The sequence below is a fragment of the Heyndrickxia sp. MSNUG genome, from assembly GCF_049532715.1.
GTDB lineage: Bacteria > Bacillota > Bacilli > Bacillales > Cytobacillaceae > Mesobacillus.
Genome location: NZ_CP150978.1, coordinates 3069253 through 3092800, shown reverse-complemented (window position 1 = coordinate 3092800; position 23548 = coordinate 3069253). Strand labels below are relative to the sequence as shown.

Genomic DNA, 23548 nt, shown 5'->3' with positions numbered 1-23548 from the left:
TTTCAAGGGTTGCTTTTGTAAGCGGTTCACATACATAGATGAATTAGGAGTGGAACTCATGGAAAAGACGTATTTAATGGTCAAGCCTGACGGTGTACAGCGTAACCTAATTGGTGAAGTTGTTGCTCGTTTTGAAAAGAAAGGCTTCCAGCTAGTTGGCGCAAAACTAATGAACATCCCAAGAGAACTTGCTGAAGAGCATTATGGCGAACACAAAGAGCGTCCATTCTTCGGCGAATTAGTAGATTTCATTACTTCAGGTCCTGTATTTGCAATGGTATGGCAAGGTGAAAATGTTATTGCAACTGCTCGCCAGATGATGGGTGCTACAAATCCTAAAGACGCTGCTCCTGGAACAATCCGCGGAGACTTCGGCGTAACAGTTGGAAAGAACGTCATTCACGGTTCCGATTCACCTGAGAGCGCTGAGCGTGAAATCGGATTATTCTTTAAGCAAGAAGAATTGGCTGAGTACAGCAAACTAGTCAACGAGTGGGTTTACTAAAAACCACGAGGGCACTTGTAACCACAAGTGCCCTTTTTATTTTGGACTTTTTCCTAAAAGATTGTTATTGAAGGAGCACCCGCCCTACCCGCGGAAAATGACTGCTTGGAGCGGAAACCAACAGACAATTTCAACAGAGATTAACGGTAAAAAATATCTCTCTAAATGACTTTAAATCCGCTATAATGGGAATATCAATCTTTTTCAGTTATTTACGAAGGGGTACAAAGATGCCGTGTGACTATGAAAATTTCATCACAAAAGTCTACCAAAAAACGGGAATAAATCTCGCGCTGTACAAAGAAGCGCAAATGAAGAGGAGATTAACTTCTCTATATCAGAAAAAGGGCTTTGCTTCTTTTAACGAATTTTTTCAGGCTTTAAACAATAACCATGAACTTTTGAACGAGTTTCTGGACCGAATGACCATTAACGTATCAGAGTTCTATCGAAACGGGAAAAGATGGGATGTCTTAGATAAGACGATACTGCCAGGACTTATCACCAATAATTCAAACCCTAAAATCTGGAGTGCTGCCTGTTCGACAGGGGAAGAGCCTTATACTTTGGCGATGGTCCTTTCTAAACATGTGCCTTTATCTAGATTGCAAATCCTTGCGACGGATATCGATGAGAATGTATTGGCAAAAGCGAAGCTTGGTGTGTACTCAGAGCGCTCGCTGAACGAGGTGCCAAAAGAGATTGTAAACAAGTATTTCAACGCCGAGGGTTCATATTTTAAAGTGTCGGATGAAATCAAAAAAACGGTTACGTTTAAAAAACAAAATCTTTTGGCTGATCATTTCGGAGGACCATTTGATTTGATCGTCTGCCGAAACGTCCTCATTTACTTCACTGAAGAAGCAAAGGAAGAACTCTATCAAAAATTCAGCGCTGCGCTTAAGCCCGGAGGAATTCTTTTTGTGGGCAGCACAGAACAGATTTTCAACCCAAATACTTACGGATTCGAAACTGCAGAAACATTTTTTTACAGAAAGAAATAGCAAGGAGAGCCGGTAATCCGTGCTCTCTTTTGTATTTTTTAGCCGGATTATTAAAAATGGAGGTTGACTTTTTGCGAGTCTATTCCCTTCATGATAAAATGGCTTCATTCCAAAAATAGTACAAGGTAAATTTCGAAATAATTAATTTATTGCTATTTTTCTGTTGAACTGTATGATATATTAAAACAAATCCTTTAGCGAGTTGAAGGGGGAAAGCGTATGAGATATTTAACAGCGGGAGAATCACACGGACCGCAGCTCACAACCATTATAGAAGGTATGCCTGCTGGTATGCCGCTGATAGCTGAAGACATAAATGAAGAGCTTTCACGCAGACAGAAAGGCCACGGGCGCGGCAGAAGGATGCAAATAGAAAAAGATACGGTGCAGATTACCTCTGGGGTGAGACATGGCCTTACACTTGGATCTCCGATCGCACTAGTGGTTGAGAATAATGATTGGAAGCACTGGACAGGAATAATGGGACAGGAACCACTTGATGAACATTCTCCTGAGGAAGTGAAGAGAAAGATTTCCAGACCACGTCCAGGGCATGCCGATTTAAATGGTGCATTGAAATACGGTCACCGTGACATGAGAAATGTCCTTGAAAGGTCGTCCGCCAGAGAAACGACAGTGCGGGTCGCTGCAGGTGCTGCAGCAAAAAAATTATTAAGTTTACTTGGTATTGAGCTAGTTGCCCATGTGGTGGAAATTGGCGGCATAAAAGCAAGAAACCAGGATTTTTCATCCCTTTCACAATTGAAGGAAGTGACAGAAGAATCACCGGTACGCTGTTTTGATTCTGAAGCAGGCTTGAAGATGATGGAAGCGATTGATGATGCTAAGAAAAATGGCGATTCAATAGGCGGTGTCGTTGAAGTAATAGCGGAAGGAATGCCAGCAGGTGTGGGCAGCTATGTCCATTACGACAGGAAGCTTGATGCCAAGCTAGCCTCTGCTATTATGAGCATAAATGCTTTTAAAGGTGTAGAAATAGGTATAGGATTTGAAGCTGCACGAAAGCCTGGAAGTCAGGTTCATGATGAAATAGCTTGGGAGGAAGACAAGGGTTATTATCGCAAAACAAACCGATTAGGCGGGTTTGAAGGCGGCATGACAACCGGGATGCCTATTATCGTCCGCGGAGTGATGAAGCCGATTCCGACACTTTACAAGCCATTGATGAGTGTCGATATCGACACTAAAGAACCTTTTGCTGCAAGCATTGAAAGATCGGATAGCTGTGCAGTACCAGCAGCAGCAGTTGTGGCGGAAAATGTTGTAGCATGGGAACTTGCATCAGCGCTTGTAGAACAATTTTACTCTGATCGCTTCGAGACGCTGCTAGCTTCAATAGAGGAGCAGAGAAGAACCGCGAGGGATTTTTAAGTATGCAGCAGATAAAAATAAATACAACCACTAAATCCTATCCTGTAAACATAGGACATGGAGCAGTCAGGATGCTGGGAGAGCTTTGTAATGGAGCTGAAGATAGGTATACGTCCGTTATGGTCATAACGGACGAAACGGTTGCAAGCCTTTATCTCCCATACTTCAGGGAAAACTCTGGCCTGGAACGATTCATTGAAAAAATAGTTCCAAGCGGGGAAAAGGCAAAAACGTTTGATGTGTACTACGACTGTCTTTCTGCAGCACTTGAAAATAAACTTGACCGAAAGTCTCTGATCATTGCATTTGGTGGCGGAGCGGTTGGAGATCTTGCAGGCTTTGTAGCAGCAACCTTTATGCGAGGCATTAGGTTCATCCAGGTGCCGACTACGATATTAGCCCATGACAGTGCGGTTGGAGGAAAAGTTGCAATCAACCACCCATTAGGAAAAAACATGGTCGGCGCTTTTCATCAACCAGAAGCAGTCATTTATGACCTGGAATTTATAGAATCCTTGCCCGAAAAGGAAGTAAGATCTGGTTTCGCTGAGGTGATAAAACATTCACTTATATCAGGTGAAGGTTTTTATCATTGGCTAAGGGAAGAAATCAATTCATTAAAAAGTATTGAGTATCCCCAAATGCTGGAATTCTTATCAAAGGGTATCCAAATTAAAGGGTCGGTTGTGGCAAAGGATGAATATGAAAACGGGATTCGCGCCTACTTGAATTTCGGACACACACTCGGTCATGCGATTGAAGCGGAAGCTGGATACGGAAATATAACACATGGTGAGGCAGTGGCTGTAGGCATGTTATTTGCCATTGAATTAAGCAGGGAAGTGCTCAAACTTGCCTTTAACCTTGAAGAATTTAAAATGTGGCTGCAAAGCCTTGGGTATAGAACATCATTGCCAAGCGGCCTTTCGGTCGATCGCCTGCTCCTAAGGATGAAACAGGATAAAAAAGCAGTAGGAAACACTATTCGCTTTGTGCTTCTGCAGCAGGTCGGCCACCCTGTCGTTTCGGAAGTGGAAGAAAACGTATTGCTGAACAACTTAAAGAAATTTATGGAAGAGGGGGAATAATATGATTAGAGGAGTAAGGGGCGCCATAACGGTCAATCAAAACGCTGAGGAAGAAATCGTTGCTGCAGCAGAAAGGCTTTTTAGAACGGCGATTAGTGCCAATAATATTTCCCCAAATGATGTAGCCTCCATTTTTATATCCGCAACAGAGGACGTTAACGCTGCTTTTCCTGCGAAAGCTTTAAGGAACATCGAGGGCTGGACATATGTTCCAGTAATGTGCATGAAGGAACTGTCGGTTCCTGAATCACTTCAAATGTGTATTAGGTTCATGATACACATTAATACGGAGCTTGACCCGGAGGATATTAAGCATATCTATCTCGATGGCGCCGAGCAATTAAGGCCGGATTTATAAAAATTTACTTTTTATTCAGCACCTAAAAGTGTAATATTAACACATATCCTTTATTGCTTTAATTAGATAACGGGTTAAAGAGTAGTTTAGATGAGGTGGATAAGATGAGATGGAAAGAACAGTTGTTAAAATTAACTCCCTATCAGCCGGGTAAATCAATTAATGAAGTAAAAAGACAGTATGGACTTTCTGACATTGTGAAATTAGCTTCTAATGAAAACCCTTTTGGCTGTTCGGAAAAAGTGCAGTCTGAGATTGCTAATTTTACTGGTAAATTGTCCATTTATCCTGATGGCTATGCGACAGACCTTCGTCTAAAGCTCGCAGAGAATTTGGGAGTGAAGCCCGAACAACTTATTCTTGGAAACGGATCTGATGAAATCATTCAAATGATATCACGTGGGTTGCTTTCTCCGGAAACTAATACAGTTATGGCTGCTCCTACATTTCCCCAATATAAACACAATGGGATAATTGAGGGGTGCGAAATCAGGGAAATTCCTTTAACAGATGGCGCGCATGATTTAGAAGCAATGTTTGCTGCTATTGATAAGAAAACAGCTGTCGTCTGGTTATGTTCTCCAAATAACCCGACTGGAATTTATATAAAAGAAGCGGATTTGCAGGCTTTTCTTTCCCAAGTTCCAGAGGATGTTCTAGTCGTGCTGGATGAAGCATATTTCGAATATGTTTCTGCAGATGACTTCCACGATTCCCTTAAGTTGCTTGAGGATTATAAAAATGTCATCGTATTAAGGACTTTTTCAAAGATCTATGGCCTGGCCAGCCTAAGGGTTGGATACGGAATTGCCAATGAAGAAACTATAGCAGCACTAGAACCTGCCAGGGAGCCTTTTAATGTTAATACGCTGGCACAAGCAGCAGCTATTGCGGCAATAGAGGATCAGGATTTTGTTGAAAAATGCAAACAGGAAAACATGGCAGGACTTGAACAGTTTTATCAATTTTGTGACGAAACTGGATTGAGATATTATCCTTCCCAAGGTAACTTCATTTTGATTGATTTTGCCACAGACGGGCAAGAGGTCTTTCAATTTCTCCTTGAACGCGGGTTTATCGTGCGTTCAGGCAAAGCACTCGGATTCCCGACCAGTGTAAGGATTACAGTCGGTTCCCGGGAGCAAAATGCAGGAGTAATTGAAAAAATAAAAGAATATTTACGTGTTAATACAGTAATTTCTAAATAAAGGCGTTGATGCATTTTGAAAGGCCGCGTATTTATCATTGGATTAGGACTGATTGGCGGCTCGCTGGCTCTATGCATCAAGGAAGAGCATCCTGAATCAAGTATCATCGGTTTTGATGCAGATGAACATCAAGTCAATTTAGCAAAGATGATGCAGATTATTGATGAAGCAGCCGCGAGTATCGAAGCCGGAGCACAAGAGGCTGATTTAATTATCATTGCAACCCCTGTGGAAGCAGCTGCTAAGATTATTGAGGTGCTGGCGAAAGTGCCGCTCAAGAAAGATGTTCTAGTCACTGATACAGGAAGTACCAAAGGGTATATTGCTGAAAAAGCCTCATGCTTAACAGAAAAGGGCATTGCGTTTATAGGCGGGCACCCAATGGCTGGTTCCCATAAAAGTGGTATAACAGCTGCAAAGAAACTTCTTTTTGAAAATGCCTTTTACCTTCTGACTCCGATACAAGGAGTGCAGAACGATGCTGCAGAAAAGCTGAAGGAATGGTTGTCCGGTACTAATGCCAAATTTCTCATTGTATCCGGTAAAGAGCATGACTACCTCACTGGGGTAGTCAGTCATTTCCCTCATATCATCGCAGCCTCCCTTGTGCACCAGGCTGCCAGGGCAGATGAGGGAAATGTACTTATAACGAGGCTGGCGGCAGGCGGTTTTAGGGACATTACAAGAATTGCTTCAAGTAGTCCAAAAATGTGGAGAGACATATTGCTTCAGAATCGTCCTGTACTTCTTTCATTGCTTAATGAATGGCAAACTGAGATGGACCGTGTTAAAGAAATGTTGCATGCTGGCGATGAAAGTTTGATTTATGGCTACTTCGATACAGCGAAAAATTTCAGGGACGGCTTGCCAGCTCGTGATAAGGGAGCCATTCCTAGTTTTTATGATTTATTTGTCGATGTTCCTGACTATCCAGGTGTCATTTCCGAGATTACAGGATATCTTGCTGAAGAAAGAATCAGCATTACCAATATCCGCATTCTTGAAACAAGGGAAGATATATATGGAGTGCTTGTGATAAGTTTTCAAACACCTGAAGACCGCGTCAATGCACAAAAATGCATTCAAAAACATACAAACTATGGTACTTCTATTGCAGATTAAGGAGCGAAGTATGTCAGTGAAAAAGCTACTAACCAAATCAACTTCATTAAAAGGTGAAATTAAAGTCCCAGGGGATAAATCGATTTCTCACAGGGCTGTTATGTTCGGCTCAATTTCAAACGGAATGACGAAGGTGACTAATTTTCTGCCTGGAGAAGATTGTTTAAGCACCATATCTTGTTTTCGCAGTCTCGGAGTGGAAATCGAACAGAGTGGCAGTGAAGTGACGATACATGGGAAAGGTTTGGACGGGCTGAGGAGATCCGATCACACATTATACGTAGGAAACTCAGGAACAACAATCCGACTGCTTATGGGCATCCTTTCTGGCCTTTCATTCGATACTCGTCTGGAAGGTGATGAATCGATCGCGAAACGGCCGATGACGAGAGTTACGATACCGTTATCTGAAATGGGTGCAAAGATTACGGGCAAAAACAACGGAGAATTTACGCCCCTGACTGTTAGTGGCAAGAATTTGAAGGGTATTACATACGAACTTCCGGTGGCCAGTGCTCAAGTAAAATCAGCTATTTTGCTTGCAGGATTACAGGCAGAAGGGGTAACTACTGTCATAGAACCAGTTAAGACAAGGGACCATACTGAACGGATGATCAGGCAATTTGGCGGAAGTGTCGAGCAACATAGTGATAAAGTTATTGTTAGTGGAGGACAAGAGCTTACGGGTACGAATATTGAAGTACCAGGGGATATTTCTTCAGCCGCATTTTTCCTGACTGCAGGAGCGATCACCCCTGGCAGTGAGATAGTGCTGAAGAATGTAGGCTTAAACCCGACAAGAACTGGCATTATCGATGTCCTAAGAGAAATGGGAGCCGACCTGTCAATAGAAAATGATGATCAAAGTTCAGCTGAACCGGCGGGTGATATCAGAATTAAATATTCCCAGCTAAAAGGCACGACAGTGGCAGGAGAATTAATTCCAAGGCTGATTGATGAAATACCGGTAATAGCCTTGCTCGCTACACAAGCTGAAGGCCAGACGGTCATTAAGGATGCTGCTGAATTAAAGGTGAAAGAAACAAACCGGATTGATACAGTGGTGAATGAGTTAACCAAACTTGGCGCTAAAATTGAAGCAACAGAAGACGGTATGATCATCGAAGGCAAAACAAACCTAAAGGGTGGCAATGTATCAACCTATGGTGACCACCGGATAGGCATGATGCTATCAGTTGCTGCCCTTATATCCAGCGAAGAAGTATATCTTGAAGATAGTGAGGCAATAGCAGTATCATATCCTGCTTTCTACGAGGACTTGAATTCTTTAAAATGAAATTCTAGAAATGGTCATTTAAAATCCATTGAAGGCCTATCCTGCATTATAGGATGGCCTTTTGCTGTATTTTAAGTTTCTGAATTCCTAAATACTCCTTTAAAAGTACAGATTTAAATATTACTCTGACAACGAAATAACGATTTTCCAATAAATTTAACCTGTGGCTAAAAATTGTTGTTTTGATCGCGAAACATTTAAATAAGTTGATTGGGACACGGGTCTGAGAACATCTCGACGAGGGAAAAACGTATCGAGTTGTTATGAGAAGAGGTCCGAGAACATCTCGACGAGGAAAAAGCGTCTCGAGTAGTTATGAGCAAGGGTCCTATAACACCTCAAAGATGAAATCGCTGCACTTAAGCTTTTTCATCATGCATCTGCGCGTAAAGCGAGCATCCTTACGTTCCAGGCAACACTACTTTAAACACAATAGTTTTTACAAAACAGATAAATGAAAAGAACCGTTATAATCCTAAGTTTTCTGCATAGCTTGTCATAAGACCGATTAAGGAGTGGTTTTATGACATATATAATTGAGAATGCCCATGTGCTAAAAGGACAAGCAGTATCAAATACCAGCTTGCTGGTGGATGGAGAGCGGATTATTTCTGCAAGACCTTCCTTCAATCAGTATAACTATATGCGAATGGATGCTGATGCTTATATAATGACCCCTACCCATGTCCTCTTTGACCCTAATCTCCCGTTAACCGGGCCTTTTAAAGAAAGAAAAGACTATTTTCTGAAAAACTTCCTCTTGCGCGGGAGTACTCTTGTATTAACAGCGGTTAAGGTGCCTTATGAGCGGGAACTGGATCTGAGATTGAAGCAGGCTAAAAGTGATTTGATGGACAGTCCCATCGATTACGTGATTGGGATCAGCATTCCCGCTCGTTTGTTGAATCCGGTTTTTGTCAGAAAATGCAAAAAGGCAAAAATTCCGGCGCTTTTTTTGGAAATAGGTGATATGAATGAGCTCGACCGAATCCCGTGGGGGTGGGTCAAAGAAGCGATGTTTCCCTATAACAGCCCGATCATACCAGTTTTTCCAGACTGTAAAAATAAAAAAGAGAAGCAACTGCAGCTAAATGTCTGGGCAGAGCGGATGAAAAGAGAAGGAATTCCTGCTGTTTATGAAGAATTAGCAGAGTTAAGTCCTATTCGGAGAGCTGTTCTGAAGAAAATTGGTATAATTCCAGCTAAATCAAACTTACACAGCGGCGGCGAGCTAAGTTATAATTTCTACCAGAAAAATGATGAAACTGCCATGCTTGATGAAAATGGACTTTTCTCAACCTGTTTTCAGCAGCTGGCTGTCACGGTAGACAAGGGAAAAGTCATTCGAGCCGGCTGCGACGTTTATTATCGTCCTGGTAAGGGAGAGAATGTTATAATTAATACACCAGGTTTTTTTACAGATAATCACTGATTAATACTCCAGGTATAAGAATGTGTTAATGTTTAATTTGAATTTACTAACTCAGTTGATCGGAACTAAAAGCGAAGCGCCACGAGCGGAAATCAACAGACAATTTTAACGCAACCAAGTAAAAGATAAAGAGCGCCTGGTAAAAAATCGACAAATGATCGAAACTAAAAGATAGGATGATATAGATGGCTGAAGTACAGGAAATAACTGCGTTTATTGAAAATGGACAACTTGAAAAGGCAATGGCTGCCTACCAGGATATATTGGCCAATGGCAGTGATGAAGAAAAGTTTCTTCTTTCAGAAGAGCTTTTCCGCTTTGGATTCATGGAGGAAACGGGTGCATTGCTGGAAAACCTTTTGAAAAGTTATCCAGATGAAGGAGAATTGCATGTTTTGCTTGCTGAAACATGGATTGAGTTAGGGAAGGAAGAGGAAGCGATTCTTTCCCTTGAAAAGGTAAAAGCAGATGATCCCTCATTTCCTCAGGCCTTGCTGCTGTTAGCCGATGTTTATCAAATGGAAGGTTTATATGAGGTAAGTGAAAATAAGCTTCTTGAGGCCAAAAGAATACTTCCATCAGAGCCAGTGATTGACTTTGCTCTTGGTGAGCTTTATTCACATCAAGGTAAACTATGGGAAGCAATACAGTATTATGAGACAGTGCTAAAATCCAGTGAAGAAATCGGCGGCGTGAATCTTAATCAGCGCATGGCAGAAACGCTGAGTGCCGGCGGTTCATTTGAAGATGCACTGCATTATTATGAAAAGGCTATTGATCAAAAATTGGAAATCAATACTTTGTTCGGATTTGCCTTTACAGCTTTGCAGGCGGGCTATAACAAAACTGCAATCGAAAAATTTGAAGAGCTAAAGGCTTTGGATCCAGAATACCATTCCCTATATTTATATTTGGCAAAATCATATGAACGGGAAGAAATGATCGAGGAAGCCTTTGAAACTGTCAAACTTGGCATTGATCAGGATGACTTCAATAAGGAACTATATTTCTATGGCGGAAAACTGGCACTTAAGCTGCCTGATGAAGAAGCTGCAGAAAAATTGCTGCGAGAAGCCATTGCACTTGACCCTGGATTTACAGAATGTGTACTTGTCCTGAATAAGTTATTGCTGATGCAGGAACGTCACAAAGACGTATTGGACCTGCTCCATGAAGCAGACCTGAACGAAGAAGAAGAACCACAGCTTCTTTGGGATGAGGCGGTTGCTTATCAGCACATTGAAGATTTTTCACAGGCATTAAACAAATACCATCTAGCATATACTTTCTTTAAAGACAACAAAGAATTTTTAACGGATTTCGGATATTTTTTAATTGAAGAAGGAAAAATGGACGAGGCTGCCGAAATTTTTAGTAAGTTAGTTGAAAAAGAACCTGGCAATGAAGAATTCCGGGAGCTGTTGGATCGGTTATCGGAAAATCAGTAATCAAAAAATATTTGAGTTAAGCAGAGGAGGGATTCAAAAATGACAACCCCTGTATCTGTCAACGAGAAGAAGGATTTTATCCGCTGGTTTTTGAACCATTATCAGCTTAAAAGGCGGGAATGTGTTTGGATCCTTAACTACTTGATGAGCCATGATCAGCTGATGGAGAAAGTCCACTTTGTTGAAAATGCGCAGTATTGCCCTAGGGGATTAGTTATGTCGACCCATTGCGTAGATGAAGTTCCATTCCGGTTCTTTAAAGAAAATGTAATGACGACAGACGCGGAAAAGTCTTTCCATGATATTCGTTTGAACAGGGAAGAAGAGATTTATATCCAGCTAAATTTCCATGCTTCAAACAAAGCCCACCAGTTTGCGGCGGTATTGGAAGAAAATCCTTATATGCCAGGGCAGCTTCATATCAGTGAGAGTGACAAAATGGTAGCGGAACGGTTCCTAGAGAACAGCATTCAGAAGTTCCAGAAAGACAAACTGCTGCACTTGATTGATGAAGCATTGGATAGCCAGGACCAGGAAGCCTTTGCGCACCTGACCGAACAATTAAAAAGATTAGGCGCAGTTAATTTATCATAGTCTGCTTTGATAGCAGGCTTTTTATTTTGCCTTCGATTTCAAAACCATTCGAAAACTATATTCAGTAATGATATTATAGATAGTGGATTATTTGATAGATGGAGTTGGTTATATGAAGTGGGTTGCTGCAGACATTGAAATGTACCAAAAGGCGGCAGAATATGTGGATACGGCTATCATACCGTTAATGCCAGTTTCTTTTGATAGTGACATGAAACAAAGTGCATCAATGGCTGAGTTTATTGGAATTCTTACGGGACAGCTTGAAAAACAATTTAAGGGCCGCATTTTCCTTTTGCCAGCTTTTGTGTATATTAAAGGCCATTCTGGAAATCTTAAAACATTGCAGGAATGGGAAAAAACTTTATTGGACAAGCAGTTCAAGCATCTGTTTTTTGTGACCTCCGACAGCAGCTGGAGACAACAGGAGAATGAAATGTCAGGAACGCTCCTATGGCTGCCATCGCTCCCACTTGAGCATATGCAGGACCAGCAGAAAGTTTCGATTGTCGAGGACCAGGTTAAGCAGCTTTTAACGCTTTTCACCGAAAAATGGGAGCAGGAGGAATAAGCCTTTATGGTTTATCTCTGCGAAAAATGTTTTCAACATAGTATTATATTGATTTTGTAATGAGATTGATATATCATGGTTATGTCCTAGTTTTAAAATGTGTTTAAATTATGTCCGTTGGGGACTTAACTTGGGAATAGAGGGGGGAATAGCGTGAGTAAGCATCGTGTTTCAAGACGTCAATTCTTAAACTATACTCTTACAGGTGTAGGCGGTTTCATGGCTGCAGGGATGCTGATGCCAATGGTCCGATTTGCCGTAGATCCTGTGCTTAAGGGAGAAGAAGCGGGAGATTTCATCGCGACTCCATTGAAAATCGCAGAAATAACGAATGAACCGCAAAAAGTCAATTTTACATTTACACAAAAAGATGCATGGTATGAATCTGAAGAAACAGGAACTGCATGGGTTTACAAAAATGAAGAAGGGAAAATCATTGCCCTTTCACCAGTATGTAAACACTTAGGCTGTGTTGTAGCATGGAATACAGATAAGCAGAATCCTAATCAGTTCTTCTGCCCTTGCCACTATGGCCGTTACGAAAAAGATGGAACAAACGTGCCTGGTACACCGCCATTGGCACCATTGGATGTATATCCAACAAAAGAAAAAGATGGATTGCTTTATGTAGGAAAAGCCAAACCACGGAAGGGGGCGTAATCATTGTTAAACAAAATTTACGATTGGGTAGATGAGCGTTTAGATATTACGCCTATGTGGCGCGATATTGCAGACCATGAAGTACCTGAGCATGTTAACCCTGCGCATCATTTTTCCGCGTTCGTTTATTGCTTTGGAGGTCTGACGTTTTTCATTACTGTAATACAGATCCTGTCTGGTATGTTCCTGACAATGTATTATGTTCCGGACATCAAGAATGCATGGGAATCTGTTTATTATCTTCAAAATCAAGTAGCATTTGGACAAATTGTCCGCGGTATGCACCACTGGGGTGCGAGCCTTGTCATTGTAATGATGTTCTTACATACGCTTCGCGTGTTTTTCCAGGGAGCTTATAAAAAACCTCGTGAATTGAACTGGGTAGTTGGAGTTTTAATTTTCTTCATTATGCTTGCCTTAGGTTTAACAGGTTACTTGCTTCCATGGGATATGAAAGCGTTATTTGCAACAAAGGTTACATTGCAGATTGCTGACGCGGTTCCTTTGATTGGACCTTATGTTAAGATTCTGCTTTCTGGACATTCAACAATAGTTGGTGCACAAACCTTGACTCGTTTCTTTGCGATCCACGTATTCTTCTTGCCTGGAGCACTTTTAGGCTTAATGGGAGCGCACTTCTTGATGATTCGTAAGCAAGGTATTTCTGGTCCATTGTAATAATCGAATGAAAGTGTTGTGCGGATGGAAATTCGCCCAACGATTTGGAAAAAGGAGGGGATTGCTCGATGCATCGTGGTAAAGGTATGAAGTTCGTAGGAGACTCTCGTGTTCCTGCAGAACGCAAGCCTAATATTCCGAAAGATTACTCGGAATACCCTGGCAAAACGGAAGCGTTTTGGCCTAACTTCCTGTTGAAAGAATGGATGGTTGGAGCTGTTTTCCTGATTGGATTCTTGTGCTTAACAATTGCACATCCGTCTCCGCTTGAGAGGATTGCTGACCCTACAGACACAGGATATATTCCGCTGCCAGACTGGTATTTCTTATTCTTATATCAATTGCTAAAATATTCATATGCATCTGGTCCTTATACCGTGATCGGGGCTATGGTAATACCTGGTCTCGCTTTTGGTGCGTTATTGCTTGCTCCGTTTATTGACCGCGGCCCTGAACGCCGTCCGTCAAAACGTCCGCTTGCAACAGGTTTCATGCTTTTGGCAATTGCTTCAATTTTCTATCTTACTTGGGAATCCGTTGCAACCCATGACTGGGAAGCAGCGAAGAAACAGGGTGAGATATCTGATGTAAAAATCGATAAGAACTCTGATGGTTATAAGATTGCCCAAGCCCAAACATGTACTTCTTGTCATGGTGGAGAACTTGGAGGAGGAGCTACAGCTCCGAGTCTTGCTGCTACCAAGCTGAATGCAGAAGAGATCGCTAAAGTTGCGAAAGAAGGTAGAGGTAATATGCCTGCTGTCTTTAAAGGAACTGATGAAGAATTAAAGACACTTTCTGAATTCATTGACGGTCTAAGTAAATAAGAACAAAAAGCCTGCAAGGATAACTTGCAGGCTTTTTTTACGGGGATTATGGCTCTACTGTGAATGAGGAGGATTACTGAACTTCAATCCCTGAGATTAAAATGATCTTGGACTAGACGATTTATTTTCTTCAGATAGAAGAATTTTTATAACTTCCTATGTAATCCTCATCCATAAAATATATTTTATAATATAGCCTTATATAATATATTGACAGATTGCATGCTTGGTTTCTGATCCTTAAACTGTAATAATAGAAATAGAAAACTTTGGAATGGAGAGACAAGATGTTAAAGATAATCTATCCCTTACTGGGCAATAAATCTGTACTTTGGTTATTATTTTGGGTCAATGTACTTGGGACTGCTTATGGATACTACTGGTATAAATGGCAGCTTGTAGACACACCGCCTGAATTTTTGCTTTTTGTACCGGACAGCCCGACGGCAAGTCTATTTTTTGTATTCGTTTTGGCAGCTTTCTTAATGGGAAGGAATTGGCCGCTAATGGAGGCCCTTGCCATTGTCAGCCTTTTCAAATATGGAATATGGGCTGTAGTGATGAATATGCTTGTTTTTTTTGTTTCCGGACATCTCGACTGGATTGGATTAATGCTAATGGGCTCGCACTTTGCCATGGCAGTGGAGGGTGTGCTGTATGCACCTTTTTACCGAATGAAGGCGTGGCACCTGATTGTGGCTGCTGTAGTTGTCCTGCATAATGAAATTATTGACTATGTGTTCATGATGATGCCAAGGTACCATTCGCTAGATTTATACATGGACCAAATCGGCTACTTTACATTCTGGCTCAGTATTCTGTCAATTGGCGTGGGATATTATTTCGGTCTGCGTACAGGCAGATTTTCCCTGTCTATAAAAACATTCCGATAAGACTTAAATTCTGGTCTAACCTTGTCCACTCTATCATACATTTTAATAGTATTTAGAGGGGGGACAGGAATGAAAGCGAAATTTTTCTTATTATTTTCGGTGCTGCTCATGCTCGCGCCGTTAGCAGCATATGCCGAAAAAACGTCGCCTGTTGAACAGCTTGATGAAATTTCTGATGAAGCACTGCAAATGGCCAAGCTTCATCGCTATGATGATGCAAACAGGATCCTCAAGCATTTTTCAGAAGAGTTTCTTACGGTTACAGGGAATGGCAGGCCATTTTCGATGGACGAGCTTAGAATTATAACCGTTGCTCATGAAGAAGCAATTGAAGCAATGGCAAATGCTGAAATGGGGCATAATGAAAGAATGAACAAGGTCACCAAATTCAGACTTGTCATAGATGCTATTGCATCTACTCACCAGCCGTTATGGACTGAAATGGAAGGACCAATCATGACGGTATTCAACGACGTAAAAACAGCTGCAAGTGAAGGTAATAACGACGAATTTCATTCAAACCTTAACTCATTTCTGTCTTTATATAATGTCATTTATCCGAGCATGAAGATCGACATAAATCCTGAGACAATCCAAAAAATTGACGCTAAGGTAAGTTTCATAGATCAGTATCGTCCGCAGGTTTTATCTGAAGCTTCAAGCCAGGAAGAACTTGAAGCACTTGAATCTGATTTGCAGACTATTTTTGATGAAATGACCGAGGATGAAGCGGATCCATCGCTTTGGTGGGTGATGATTTCTACTGGAAGCATCATCATTCTTACATTGTCTTATGTAGGATGGAGAAAATACAAAGGAGACAATCAAAAGTCGAAGAAGGTTCAAAAAGAGCGGAAAAATTGACACCGAATATCAGCATTTATACAATAGAAAAAACAACATGAGCTGTTAGGAGGTTTTTGGGTGTATTTAATTTACTTCGCGATTATCATTATAATTCCTCTGTGGGCGCAATTCAGAGTTAAAGGCACATACAAGAAATATTCGAAAGTTGCTTCTTCATCAAGGATGACTGGAGCAGAAGTGGCTCGTAAAATTTTGGATGATAATGGTTTGTACAATGTGGGAGTAGAGGAAACAAGAGGATATTTAAGTGACCACTATGACCCGCGTTCTAAGGTAGTGCGTTTGTCTTCAGGAAACTTTTTTGGCCATTCTGTTGCCGCCGCTGCCATTGCGGCCCACGAAGTAGGCCATGCCATCCAGGATGCCAAGGACTATGCATTCCTTCGTTTTCGACAAGCACTTGTACCTGTGGCTAACATTGGCTCCAATTTTTCGTGGATTCTGATTATGATCGGTATTTTTGCAAATCTGAGCGGAATGCTATTGTTGGGCATTCTCTTCATGGCGGCTGCGGTTGTGTTCCAGGTAATCACATTGCCGGTTGAATTCAATGCTTCTAATCGTGCAATGGACCAGGTTGTATCTGCCGGTATCATTAGGAATGATGAAGAAAGAGAAACTAAAAAAGTCCTTAATGCTGCAGCGTTGACCTATGTTGCTGCAGCAGCAGTGGCTGTTCTAGAATTATTACGTCTAGTATTAATTTACACAGGAATGACAAGAAACGAATAAAAAATCCGGACAATATGTCCGGATTTTTTTATCTTTCTAAAGGTAGTTTATTTTCATCAAGCGTGAACCCTTCACCAAGCACATCATGGACAACCGTGACGGAAACAAACGCATGGGGGTCTACTGAATTAATCACACTCTTCAGTCGTACAATCTCATTTTTCGCGACAACACAGTATAGTACGTTTCTTTCTGTTTTCGTATATGAACCGACTGCTTTTAAACTGGTGACACCCCGGTCCATATCTTTCATTATTTTCGCGGCAATCTCATCATTTTTATCAGATATGATCATTGCCCCTCTTGCAGCATAAGAACCTTCCTGCATGAAGTCAATGACTCTCGCTCCGACAAATACAACTACTAGTGTGTACATCGCCTCACGGTAATTCAAATATGTAATAAGCGATAGAGTTATTACGCCGAAATCAAACATGAACATTGTTCGGCCCATTGTCCAGCCAAAGTATTTTTGTGCAAGCCTGGCGATAATATCGACTCCGCCTGTCGTACCACCATAACGAAAGATAATTCCAAGTCCGATACCGATAAAGACACCAGCGAACAGTGCAGCCAAAAACAAATCTTCGTATAATGGCATTTCAATCTGATACTTTTGAAAGATTCCCAGGAATATGGATACACCCACTGTACCGATAATCGTATAAATAAAGACACTTCGTCCGAGCAGTTTCCAGCCAAGGAAAAAAAGCGGCAGGTTCAGCAATAAATTCGTTATGGAAGGAGACCATCCAAATACAAAGTAAAGCATAAGGGTAATCCCTGTAAAACCACCTTCTGCAAGGTTGTTCTGCATATTGAAGTGGACAAGCCCAAAAGAAAATATGGCTGAACCAAGCAGAATGAAAAATATATTTTTAAATTTTAAGCCATAGAGCAAAATGATACCTCCCAAGAGTATGCATATTTCTAGCAGTCAAAGCGATTTTATTATATAAAATATAAGTCACAAGGGCAATCTTTTACGGGGAGCTATTTTCGCATTAGTTCATTGACATGCTTATTATATCGAATTTCTCTAAAAGTGAATGTCCGGAAAAAAGGAATGAAGGCATAATAGTAAGAACAGAAGGAAAAATCATTAATACGGATATGGTTGCACAAAAAAACAGAAAATCTGAAGAAAAGTTCCTGTTACAGGACATCGTAAATCAAAAATATTTGTCAAAGCCTCTACATTGAGCTAACATCGATATAGAATAGCATACATATGAAGGTTGGGTGAATTGCTTGGGTGAAAATAAATCTATTAAAGACCTCCAGCAGGAAGTGGACCAATATATTAGCCAGTTTAAGGAAGGCTACTTCAGCCCGCTGGCTTTGCTTGCAAGAATGACCGAGGAACTTGGGGAATTGGCACGAGAAGTGAACCATTATTATGGAGAGAAACCCAAGAAACACGATGAAGAAGAAAAAACAGTTGAAGAAGAGCTGGGAGATATGTTGTTTGTCATGATCTGTTTTGCCAACTCATTAAATATTGATCTAGAAACTGCGCATGACAGAGTCATGGCTAAGTTCAACACTAGAGATAAAGATCGCTGGACTCGTAAAGACAGCTAAATTAAAGGAGATACATATATGAAAAACGTTAAAATAGTTATAGCTGGCCCTCGCGGAAGAATGGGAAGAGAAGCAGTGCAGCTTGTGCTCGACACGGAGAATTATGAACTGGCTGCTGTAGTTGACCGAAAGCACGAAGGAAAGAAGTTAGGAGAAATCGATGGCTTCCCTCAAAGTGAGGCACCGGTATATACAGATTTCGAGAAATGCCTCCAGGAAATCGAGCCTGATGTTCTTATCGATTTGACGACTCCAGAGGTAGGCATGTTCCACACAAGGACCGCATTGAAATATAAGGTTAGACCTGTAGTGGGAACAACTGGCTTCTCTAAAGATGATCTAAGTGAACTGGAGCGGATGTGTACAGAACAGGAAACGGGATGCATAATTGCTCCTAACTTTGCAGTTGGGGCAGTATTAATGATGAAGTTTTCGCAAATGGCAGCCCGGTATTTCAGGGATGTAGAGATTATTGAACTTCACCACGATCAAAAACTGGACGCTCCATCAGGCACGGCTGTTAAGACTGCACAAATGATTGCCGAAGTAAGGGAAACGAAAATCCAGGGCCATAAAGACGAAAAAGAAACCATTAAAGGAGCAAGGGGTGCTGACTATGATGGCATGCATATCCATTCAGTGAGGCTGCCAGGTTTGATTGCTCACCAGCAGGTAATGTTCGGGGCGGATGGACAAACCCTTACAATTCGCCATGATTCCTATAACCGGAGCTCCTTTATGTCGGGAGTAAAACTCGCAGTGGATACAGTGGTGAAAATGGATTCTTTTGTATACGGCTTAGAGAATATTATTGAATAGGGGAGAGACCATGAATATTGCCTTAATCGCCCATGATAGAAAGAAAGATGATTTAGTGGGATTCACGGTTGCATATAAAGAAATTTTTGAAAATCATAAACTCTATGCGACTGGGACGACAGGATTACGGATAATTGAAGCAACTGGTCTTATAGTCGAGCGCTTCCAATCGGGTCCTCTTGGAGGGGACCAGGAAATTGGTGCCCGAATTGCCAATAACCAGATGGATGCGATTTTCTTTTTCAGGGATCCGCTTACCGCTCAGCCTCATGAACCTGATGTGACTGCATTGTTAAGGCTGTGTGATGTATATTCTGTCCCGCTCGCGACCAATATGGGAACAGCGGAAATTTTAATAAAAGGTATAGAACGGGGCGACCTCGACTGGCGGAATATAGTCGAAAAGAAACAAGGTGATGATGATGGGAAATCTAAAGCTTGATATATTGGCATTTGGAGCCCATGCAGATGATGTGGAAATCGGCATGGGTGGAACAATTGCCAAATATGCTAGTGAAGGTAAACGAATTGGAATTTGTGATTTAACAAAAGCTGAAATGTCTTCGAACGGTACCGTTGAAATTAGGATGCAGGAAGCAGAAAAGGCTGCAGGAATTCTCGGGGTAAAGGTGAGAAGAGCGCTTGATTTGCCTGATAGGGGACTGTTTTTAAAGGAAGAATACATAAAGAAAATCGTGGGAATAATCAGGTTTTATCGTCCTGCGATAGTGTTTGCACCTTATTTTGATGACCGTCATCCTGATCATGGCAGCTGCGCTCGCCTTGTTGAGGAGGCGGTCTTTTCGGCCGCCGTAAGAAAATACGATGAAAATAGGGAGCTACCCTCCCACAGGCCTGATACATTATATTTTTATATGATTAATGGTTTCCATAAGCCTGATTTTGTTGTAGATATCTCTAATGAAATGACAAAAAAGATAGAAGCACTAAATGCTTATGAAAGCCAATTTACCAAGGGGGAGTCGACCTTTGATACCCCTCTCGTTAATGGATATATCGAGAGTGTAGAGGCAAGAGAAAAGTTATTCGGCAAGGAGGTCGGTGTGCAATTTGCCGAGGGCTTTATGTCCAAAAAACCATTGTTAATCCACAAGGATTTGTTAGGGGAAAAAAGATGAAAAAACTTAAGATCGGAATTACCTGTTACCCTACAGTTGGCGGATCAGGTGTTGTTGCAACTGAACTTGGCAAGCTTCTTGCAGAAAAAGGACATGAAATCCACTTCATTTCTTCAAGCCTGCCATTCAGGCTGAAGAAAATGTATCATAATATATTTTCACATGAAGTAGAGGTAAATCAATACTCTGTCTTCCAATATCCGCCGTATGACATTGCCTTGGCTAGCAAAATTGCTGAGGTGGCTGTTATGGAAAATCTCGATGTTCTGCACGTACATTATGCAATTCCGCATGCAGTATGTGCCATTTTAGCCAGGCAAATGAGCGGACGCGATTTGAAAATCGTGACAACCCTTCATGGAACCGATATTACAGTGCTGGGCTATGATCCATCCCTTACAGATGCAATACGATTCGGTATCGAGAAATCAGATTATGTAACTGCCGTGTCCAATTCATTGATTTCACAGACCCATGAACTGATTAAACCAAAAAAAACCATTGAGTGTGTATATAACTTCATTGATACGAGAGTTAATAAACGTACAGATTCCAGCGAACTGAGAAAGGAATATGGAATTCTTCCGCACGAAAAAGTCGTCATACATGTCTCCAACTTCAGGCCAGTAAAACGGGTTCAAGATGTGATCCAGGCATTTGCTGGAATTGCAGAGCATTTACCCGCAAAGCTTTTACTTGTTGGAGATGGCCCGGAAATGAAGACTGTATGCAATCTTGCTGGTGAACTGGGAATCCGTGATAAGATCTTACTCCTTGGAAAACAGGAACGAGTAGAGGAGCTTTATTCATTAAGCGATCTGATGCTCCTGCTTTCTGAGAAAGAAAGTTTTGGTCTCGTGGCTCTTGAAGCAATGGCTTGCGGGGTTCCATGCATTGGAACTGATGTGGGAGGAATTCCTGAGGTCATCGTCAATGGGGAAACAGGCTATATTTGCGAGCTAGGGGATATTAAGACCATTACCGAGAAGGCTGTTGAAATTTTATCGAATGAAGTAATACACCGCAGGTTCTCAGCCAATTCCATTGAACGTGCCGAAAAAAGGTTTAGTGCTGAACAAATCGTTTCTGAATATGAAAACATTTACTATCAATTAGTGGGGCAGGATGGACGATGATTGGCAATCCTTTTTTAAAAGCTGTCCCTGTTCTTTATTTGATTGAGAACGGTGGTTATGAAGCCTATTTTGTTGGTGGTTCTGTCAGAGACCATATACTTGGCCGCGAAATTGCAGATGTAGATATCGCCACTTCCGCATTGCCAGATGAATTGAAAAAGATTTTTCCTAAAACGACCGATGTAGGGATTGAGCATGGAACGATTCTAGTCCACTACAAAGGTACTCCATATGAAATTACAACTTTTCGATCGGAAGCAGGATATTCCGATTTCAGGCGGCCTGACAAAGTGTTGTTTATTCGATCGCTGACCGAAGACCTGCAGCGCAGGGATTTTACGATGAATGCGATTGCCATGGATAAGGACGGGAATATCATCGACCCCTTTGGAGGCAGGCAATCTATAAATAAAAAGCTGATCGAGACAGTAGGCAATCCAGATGAACGGTTTGGGGAAGATGCATTAAGAATGCTAAGGGCTGTAAGGTTTCTTTCACAATTGTCCTTTTCGATTGAAGACAATACCTTTAAATCTTTGCAGAAGCATTGTAATTTGCTTGAAAATATCGCAGTAGAACGAAAAACAGTCGAATTTGAAAAGATACTCCTTGGTCGTAACCGTGCGAAAGCTGCAGAGCTACTGGTGAAAAGTGGAATGTATCAATACTTGCCTGGCTTGGTTCATCATGAAAAGCCATTAACCCAATTTTCAGCGAGGCTTTCATCAGAACTTGATTTAAATGAAACATGGGTATTGTTATTATATGAATTGCAATTGAATGGCAGTGAAATTGATGCTTTCTTAAGAGGCTGGAAGCTTCCGGTACAGAAGATTAAGTTATTAAAACAACTCCTTTCCCTGTTATTATTCCGCTTGGGTGAAGAATGGAATGAGGAATCAGTATACAAGGCAGGCTTAAACAACGCTTTAAGCTGTGAAAGGGTATACCGGACCTTGTTTCCTGAAAAATTCAACAGCACAGACAGAATTAAACAGATATTTAACTCTCTTCCTATAAAGGAAAGGCATGAACTGAATGTAACAGGAAATGACCTGATGGCTTGGCATGGTAAAAATCCTGGCCCATGGCTAAAAGAGCTATTAGCGGAAATTGAAAAGGCTGTAATTTATGGGGATGTTCAAAATGAGAAGGAGAAAATAAGGGTATGGCTGAGCAATCTGAAATCAGAAAAAAATTGATAGAGGCTTTTACGAATACCGAATCTGAGTTTTTGTCTGGACAGCACTTGGCGGATATTGCCGGCTGCTCGAGGACCGCAGTTTGGAAGCATATCGAAGAACTGCGCAAGGAAGGGTTTGAATTCGAAGCAGTGAGAAGAAAAGGATATAAAATTGTTTCTATTCCCGATGAGATGAGTGCTGATAAAATCAACCTAGGCCTAAAAACAAATTTTTTGGGCAGACATCTTCATTATCATGATAGTGTCGATTCGACTCAGAAAATCGCCTACAAACTTGCATATGAAAATGCGGAAGAAGGAACAGTCGTGATTTCGGAAGAACAGACTGCAGGCAGAGGCAGGATGGACCGGAAATGGCACTCTCCAAAGTATACAGGCATATGGATGAGCATCATTCTCAGGCCCAATTTGCCTATTCCAAAAGCTCCCCAGCTGACATTGATCAGCGCGGTAGGAGTGGTCCAGGCCATTGAAGAAGTCACAGGTTTACTACCGGAAATCAAATGGCCGAATGATATTTTGATTAATGGAAAAAAAGTTACAGGTATACTGACGGAGATGCAGGCGGAAGCTGACCGAATTAATTCAATCATTATCGGTATCGGCATCAATGTGAATACAAAGAAAGAGGACTTCCCTGCTGATCTTGAAAATATTGCATCTTCTCTCTCGATTGAAAGCAAAAGCATCGTCGACAGGGAAATGCTGATCCGAGCAATTTTGGAAAAGCTGGAAAAGCTTTATGTACTATATCTGGAGAAAGGGTTTTTCCCGATAAAATTGATGTGGGAAAGCTATGCTGTCAGTATCGGCAAGGCAATTACAGCACGAACGTTAACTGGGGAAATCAAGGGTAAGGCCATTGGCATTACCGAGGATGGTGTCCTGTTAATAGAAGATTCAACCGGGAAAGTCCATAATATCTATTCAGCTGATATACAAATAGATGAATAATATTGTTAAGTAGCCAAAATATAAGCCATTTGCTAT

26 protein-coding genes are annotated in these 23548 nt (G+C 41.4%); 25 read left to right on the top strand and 1 reads right to left on the bottom strand.

Annotated elements, in window-relative coordinates:
* The first annotated feature begins 58 nt into the window (after positions 1-58).
* The 18 genes from ndk (at position 59) to AABM38_RS15455 (ending at position 16676) form a co-directional block, all read left to right on the top strand.
* Positions 59-505 (top strand): nucleoside-diphosphate kinase, encoded by a 447-nt coding sequence (ndk, locus tag AABM38_RS15540; protein WP_423407241.1) that lies wholly within the window; start codon positions 59-61, stop codon positions 503-505.
* A 230-nt stretch (positions 506-735) separates the two neighbouring features.
* Positions 736-1509, top strand: a complete 774-nt coding sequence (locus AABM38_RS15535; protein WP_423407240.1) for a CheR family methyltransferase — start codon at positions 736-738, stop codon at positions 1507-1509.
* Between the two features lie 219 nt (positions 1510-1728).
* A complete protein-coding gene (aroC, locus tag AABM38_RS15530) occupies positions 1729-2901 on the top strand; it encodes a chorismate synthase (protein WP_423407239.1) in 1173 nt (390 codons plus the stop codon).
* 2 nt (positions 2902-2903) lie between these two features.
* A complete protein-coding gene (gene aroB, locus AABM38_RS15525) occupies positions 2904-3989 on the top strand; it encodes a 3-dehydroquinate synthase (RefSeq protein ID WP_423407238.1) in 1086 nt (361 codons plus the stop codon).
* Position 3990: 1 nt separating this feature from the next.
* Entirely contained in the window at positions 3991-4347 is a 357-nt protein-coding gene (gene aroH, locus AABM38_RS15520; protein WP_423407237.1) for a chorismate mutase, read from the top strand.
* A 104-nt stretch (positions 4348-4451) separates the two neighbouring features.
* Positions 4452-5555 carry a histidinol-phosphate transaminase gene (gene hisC / locus AABM38_RS15515; protein WP_423407236.1) on the top strand — a complete coding sequence of 368 codons (1104 nt, stop codon included), beginning with the start codon at positions 4452-4454 and terminating at the stop codon, positions 5553-5555.
* Positions 5556-5570: 15 nt separating this feature from the next.
* Entirely contained in the window at positions 5571-6677 is a 1107-nt protein-coding gene (locus AABM38_RS15510; protein ID WP_423407235.1) for a prephenate dehydrogenase, read from the top strand.
* 10 nt (positions 6678-6687) lie between these two features.
* The gene (gene aroA / locus AABM38_RS15505; RefSeq protein WP_423407234.1) at positions 6688-7974 is read left to right on the top strand and encodes a 3-phosphoshikimate 1-carboxyvinyltransferase; all 1287 of its coding nucleotides are present in this window, start codon (positions 6688-6690) and stop codon (positions 7972-7974) included.
* Between the two features lie 523 nt (positions 7975-8497).
* Positions 8498-9406 carry a hypothetical protein gene (locus AABM38_RS15500; protein ID WP_423407233.1) on the top strand — a complete coding sequence of 303 codons (909 nt, stop codon included), beginning with the start codon at positions 8498-8500 and terminating at the stop codon, positions 9404-9406.
* A 185-nt stretch (positions 9407-9591) separates the two neighbouring features.
* Positions 9592-10854, top strand: a complete 1263-nt coding sequence (locus AABM38_RS15495) for a tetratricopeptide repeat protein (RefSeq protein ID WP_423407232.1) — start codon at positions 9592-9594, stop codon at positions 10852-10854.
* Positions 10855-10893: 39 nt separating this feature from the next.
* Positions 10894-11448: a ReoY family proteolytic degradation factor gene (locus AABM38_RS15490; RefSeq protein ID WP_423407231.1), complete on the top strand. Its 555-nt coding sequence runs from the start codon at positions 10894-10896 to the stop codon at positions 11446-11448.
* Between the two features lie 112 nt (positions 11449-11560).
* Positions 11561-12019: a YpiF family protein gene (locus tag AABM38_RS15485; protein WP_423407230.1), complete on the top strand. Its 459-nt coding sequence runs from the start codon at positions 11561-11563 to the stop codon at positions 12017-12019.
* Positions 12020-12172: 153 nt separating this feature from the next.
* Positions 12173-12679 carry a ubiquinol-cytochrome c reductase iron-sulfur subunit gene (locus AABM38_RS15480; RefSeq protein ID WP_423407229.1) on the top strand — a complete coding sequence of 169 codons (507 nt, stop codon included), beginning with the start codon at positions 12173-12175 and terminating at the stop codon, positions 12677-12679.
* Positions 12680-12682: 3 nt separating this feature from the next.
* Positions 12683-13357: a menaquinol-cytochrome c reductase cytochrome b subunit gene (gene qcrB, locus AABM38_RS15475; RefSeq protein ID WP_335375684.1), complete on the top strand. Its 675-nt coding sequence runs from the start codon at positions 12683-12685 to the stop codon at positions 13355-13357.
* A gap of 68 nt (positions 13358-13425) precedes the next feature.
* Entirely contained in the window at positions 13426-14184 is a 759-nt protein-coding gene (locus AABM38_RS15470) for a menaquinol-cytochrome c reductase cytochrome b/c subunit (RefSeq protein ID WP_335375683.1), read from the top strand.
* A gap of 287 nt (positions 14185-14471) precedes the next feature.
* The gene (locus tag AABM38_RS15465; protein ID WP_423407228.1) at positions 14472-15077 is read left to right on the top strand and encodes a DUF1405 domain-containing protein; all 606 of its coding nucleotides are present in this window, start codon (positions 14472-14474) and stop codon (positions 15075-15077) included.
* A gap of 69 nt (positions 15078-15146) precedes the next feature.
* On the top strand, positions 15147-15941 hold the full coding sequence (ypjB, locus tag AABM38_RS15460) for a sporulation protein YpjB (RefSeq protein WP_335375681.1): 795 nt from the start codon (positions 15147-15149) through the stop codon (positions 15939-15941).
* A gap of 60 nt (positions 15942-16001) precedes the next feature.
* Positions 16002-16676 carry a zinc metallopeptidase gene (locus tag AABM38_RS15455; RefSeq protein ID WP_423407227.1) on the top strand — a complete coding sequence of 225 codons (675 nt, stop codon included), beginning with the start codon at positions 16002-16004 and terminating at the stop codon, positions 16674-16676.
* A 28-nt stretch (positions 16677-16704) separates the two neighbouring features.
* Here AABM38_RS15455 and AABM38_RS15450 read toward each other — a convergent pair whose 3' ends face one another.
* Positions 16705-17577, bottom strand: coding sequence for a YitT family protein (locus tag AABM38_RS15450; protein ID WP_335375679.1), 873 nt, complete (start codon positions 17575-17577; stop codon positions 16705-16707).
* A 350-nt stretch (positions 17578-17927) separates the two neighbouring features.
* On the opposite strand from AABM38_RS15450, the gene AABM38_RS15445 reads away from it, so the two are divergent.
* Genes AABM38_RS15445 through AABM38_RS15415 form a run of 7 tightly spaced genes read left to right on the top strand, consistent with a single transcriptional unit; the run spans position 17928 to position 23512 of the window.
* Complete coding sequence (locus tag AABM38_RS15445; RefSeq protein ID WP_423407226.1) at positions 17928-18260, top strand: nucleotide pyrophosphohydrolase; 333 nt, start codon at positions 17928-17930, stop codon at positions 18258-18260.
* 18 nt (positions 18261-18278) lie between these two features.
* Entirely contained in the window at positions 18279-19079 is an 801-nt protein-coding gene (gene dapB / locus AABM38_RS15440; protein ID WP_423407225.1) for a 4-hydroxy-tetrahydrodipicolinate reductase, read from the top strand.
* Positions 19080-19089: 10 nt separating this feature from the next.
* The gene (gene mgsA, locus AABM38_RS15435) at positions 19090-19521 is read left to right on the top strand and encodes a methylglyoxal synthase (protein ID WP_423407224.1); all 432 of its coding nucleotides are present in this window, start codon (positions 19090-19092) and stop codon (positions 19519-19521) included.
* Positions 19496-20218 (top strand): bacillithiol biosynthesis deacetylase BshB1, encoded by a 723-nt coding sequence (gene bshB1, locus AABM38_RS15430; protein WP_423407223.1) that lies wholly within the window; start codon positions 19496-19498, stop codon positions 20216-20218. The genes mgsA and bshB1 overlap by 26 nt, the downstream gene beginning before the upstream one ends.
* Positions 20215-21354, top strand: coding sequence for an N-acetyl-alpha-D-glucosaminyl L-malate synthase BshA (gene bshA / locus AABM38_RS15425; RefSeq protein WP_423407222.1), 1140 nt, complete (start codon positions 20215-20217; stop codon positions 21352-21354). The genes bshB1 and bshA overlap by 4 nt, the downstream gene beginning before the upstream one ends.
* The gene (locus AABM38_RS15420; RefSeq protein WP_423407221.1) at positions 21351-22556 is read left to right on the top strand and encodes a CCA tRNA nucleotidyltransferase; all 1206 of its coding nucleotides are present in this window, start codon (positions 21351-21353) and stop codon (positions 22554-22556) included. The genes bshA and AABM38_RS15420 overlap by 4 nt, the downstream gene beginning before the upstream one ends.
* Positions 22523-23512, top strand: coding sequence for a biotin--[acetyl-CoA-carboxylase] ligase (locus AABM38_RS15415; protein ID WP_423407220.1), 990 nt, complete (start codon positions 22523-22525; stop codon positions 23510-23512). Before AABM38_RS15420 ends, AABM38_RS15415 begins: the two co-directional genes overlap by 34 nt.
* The last annotated feature ends 36 nt before the right edge of the window (positions 23513-23548 follow it).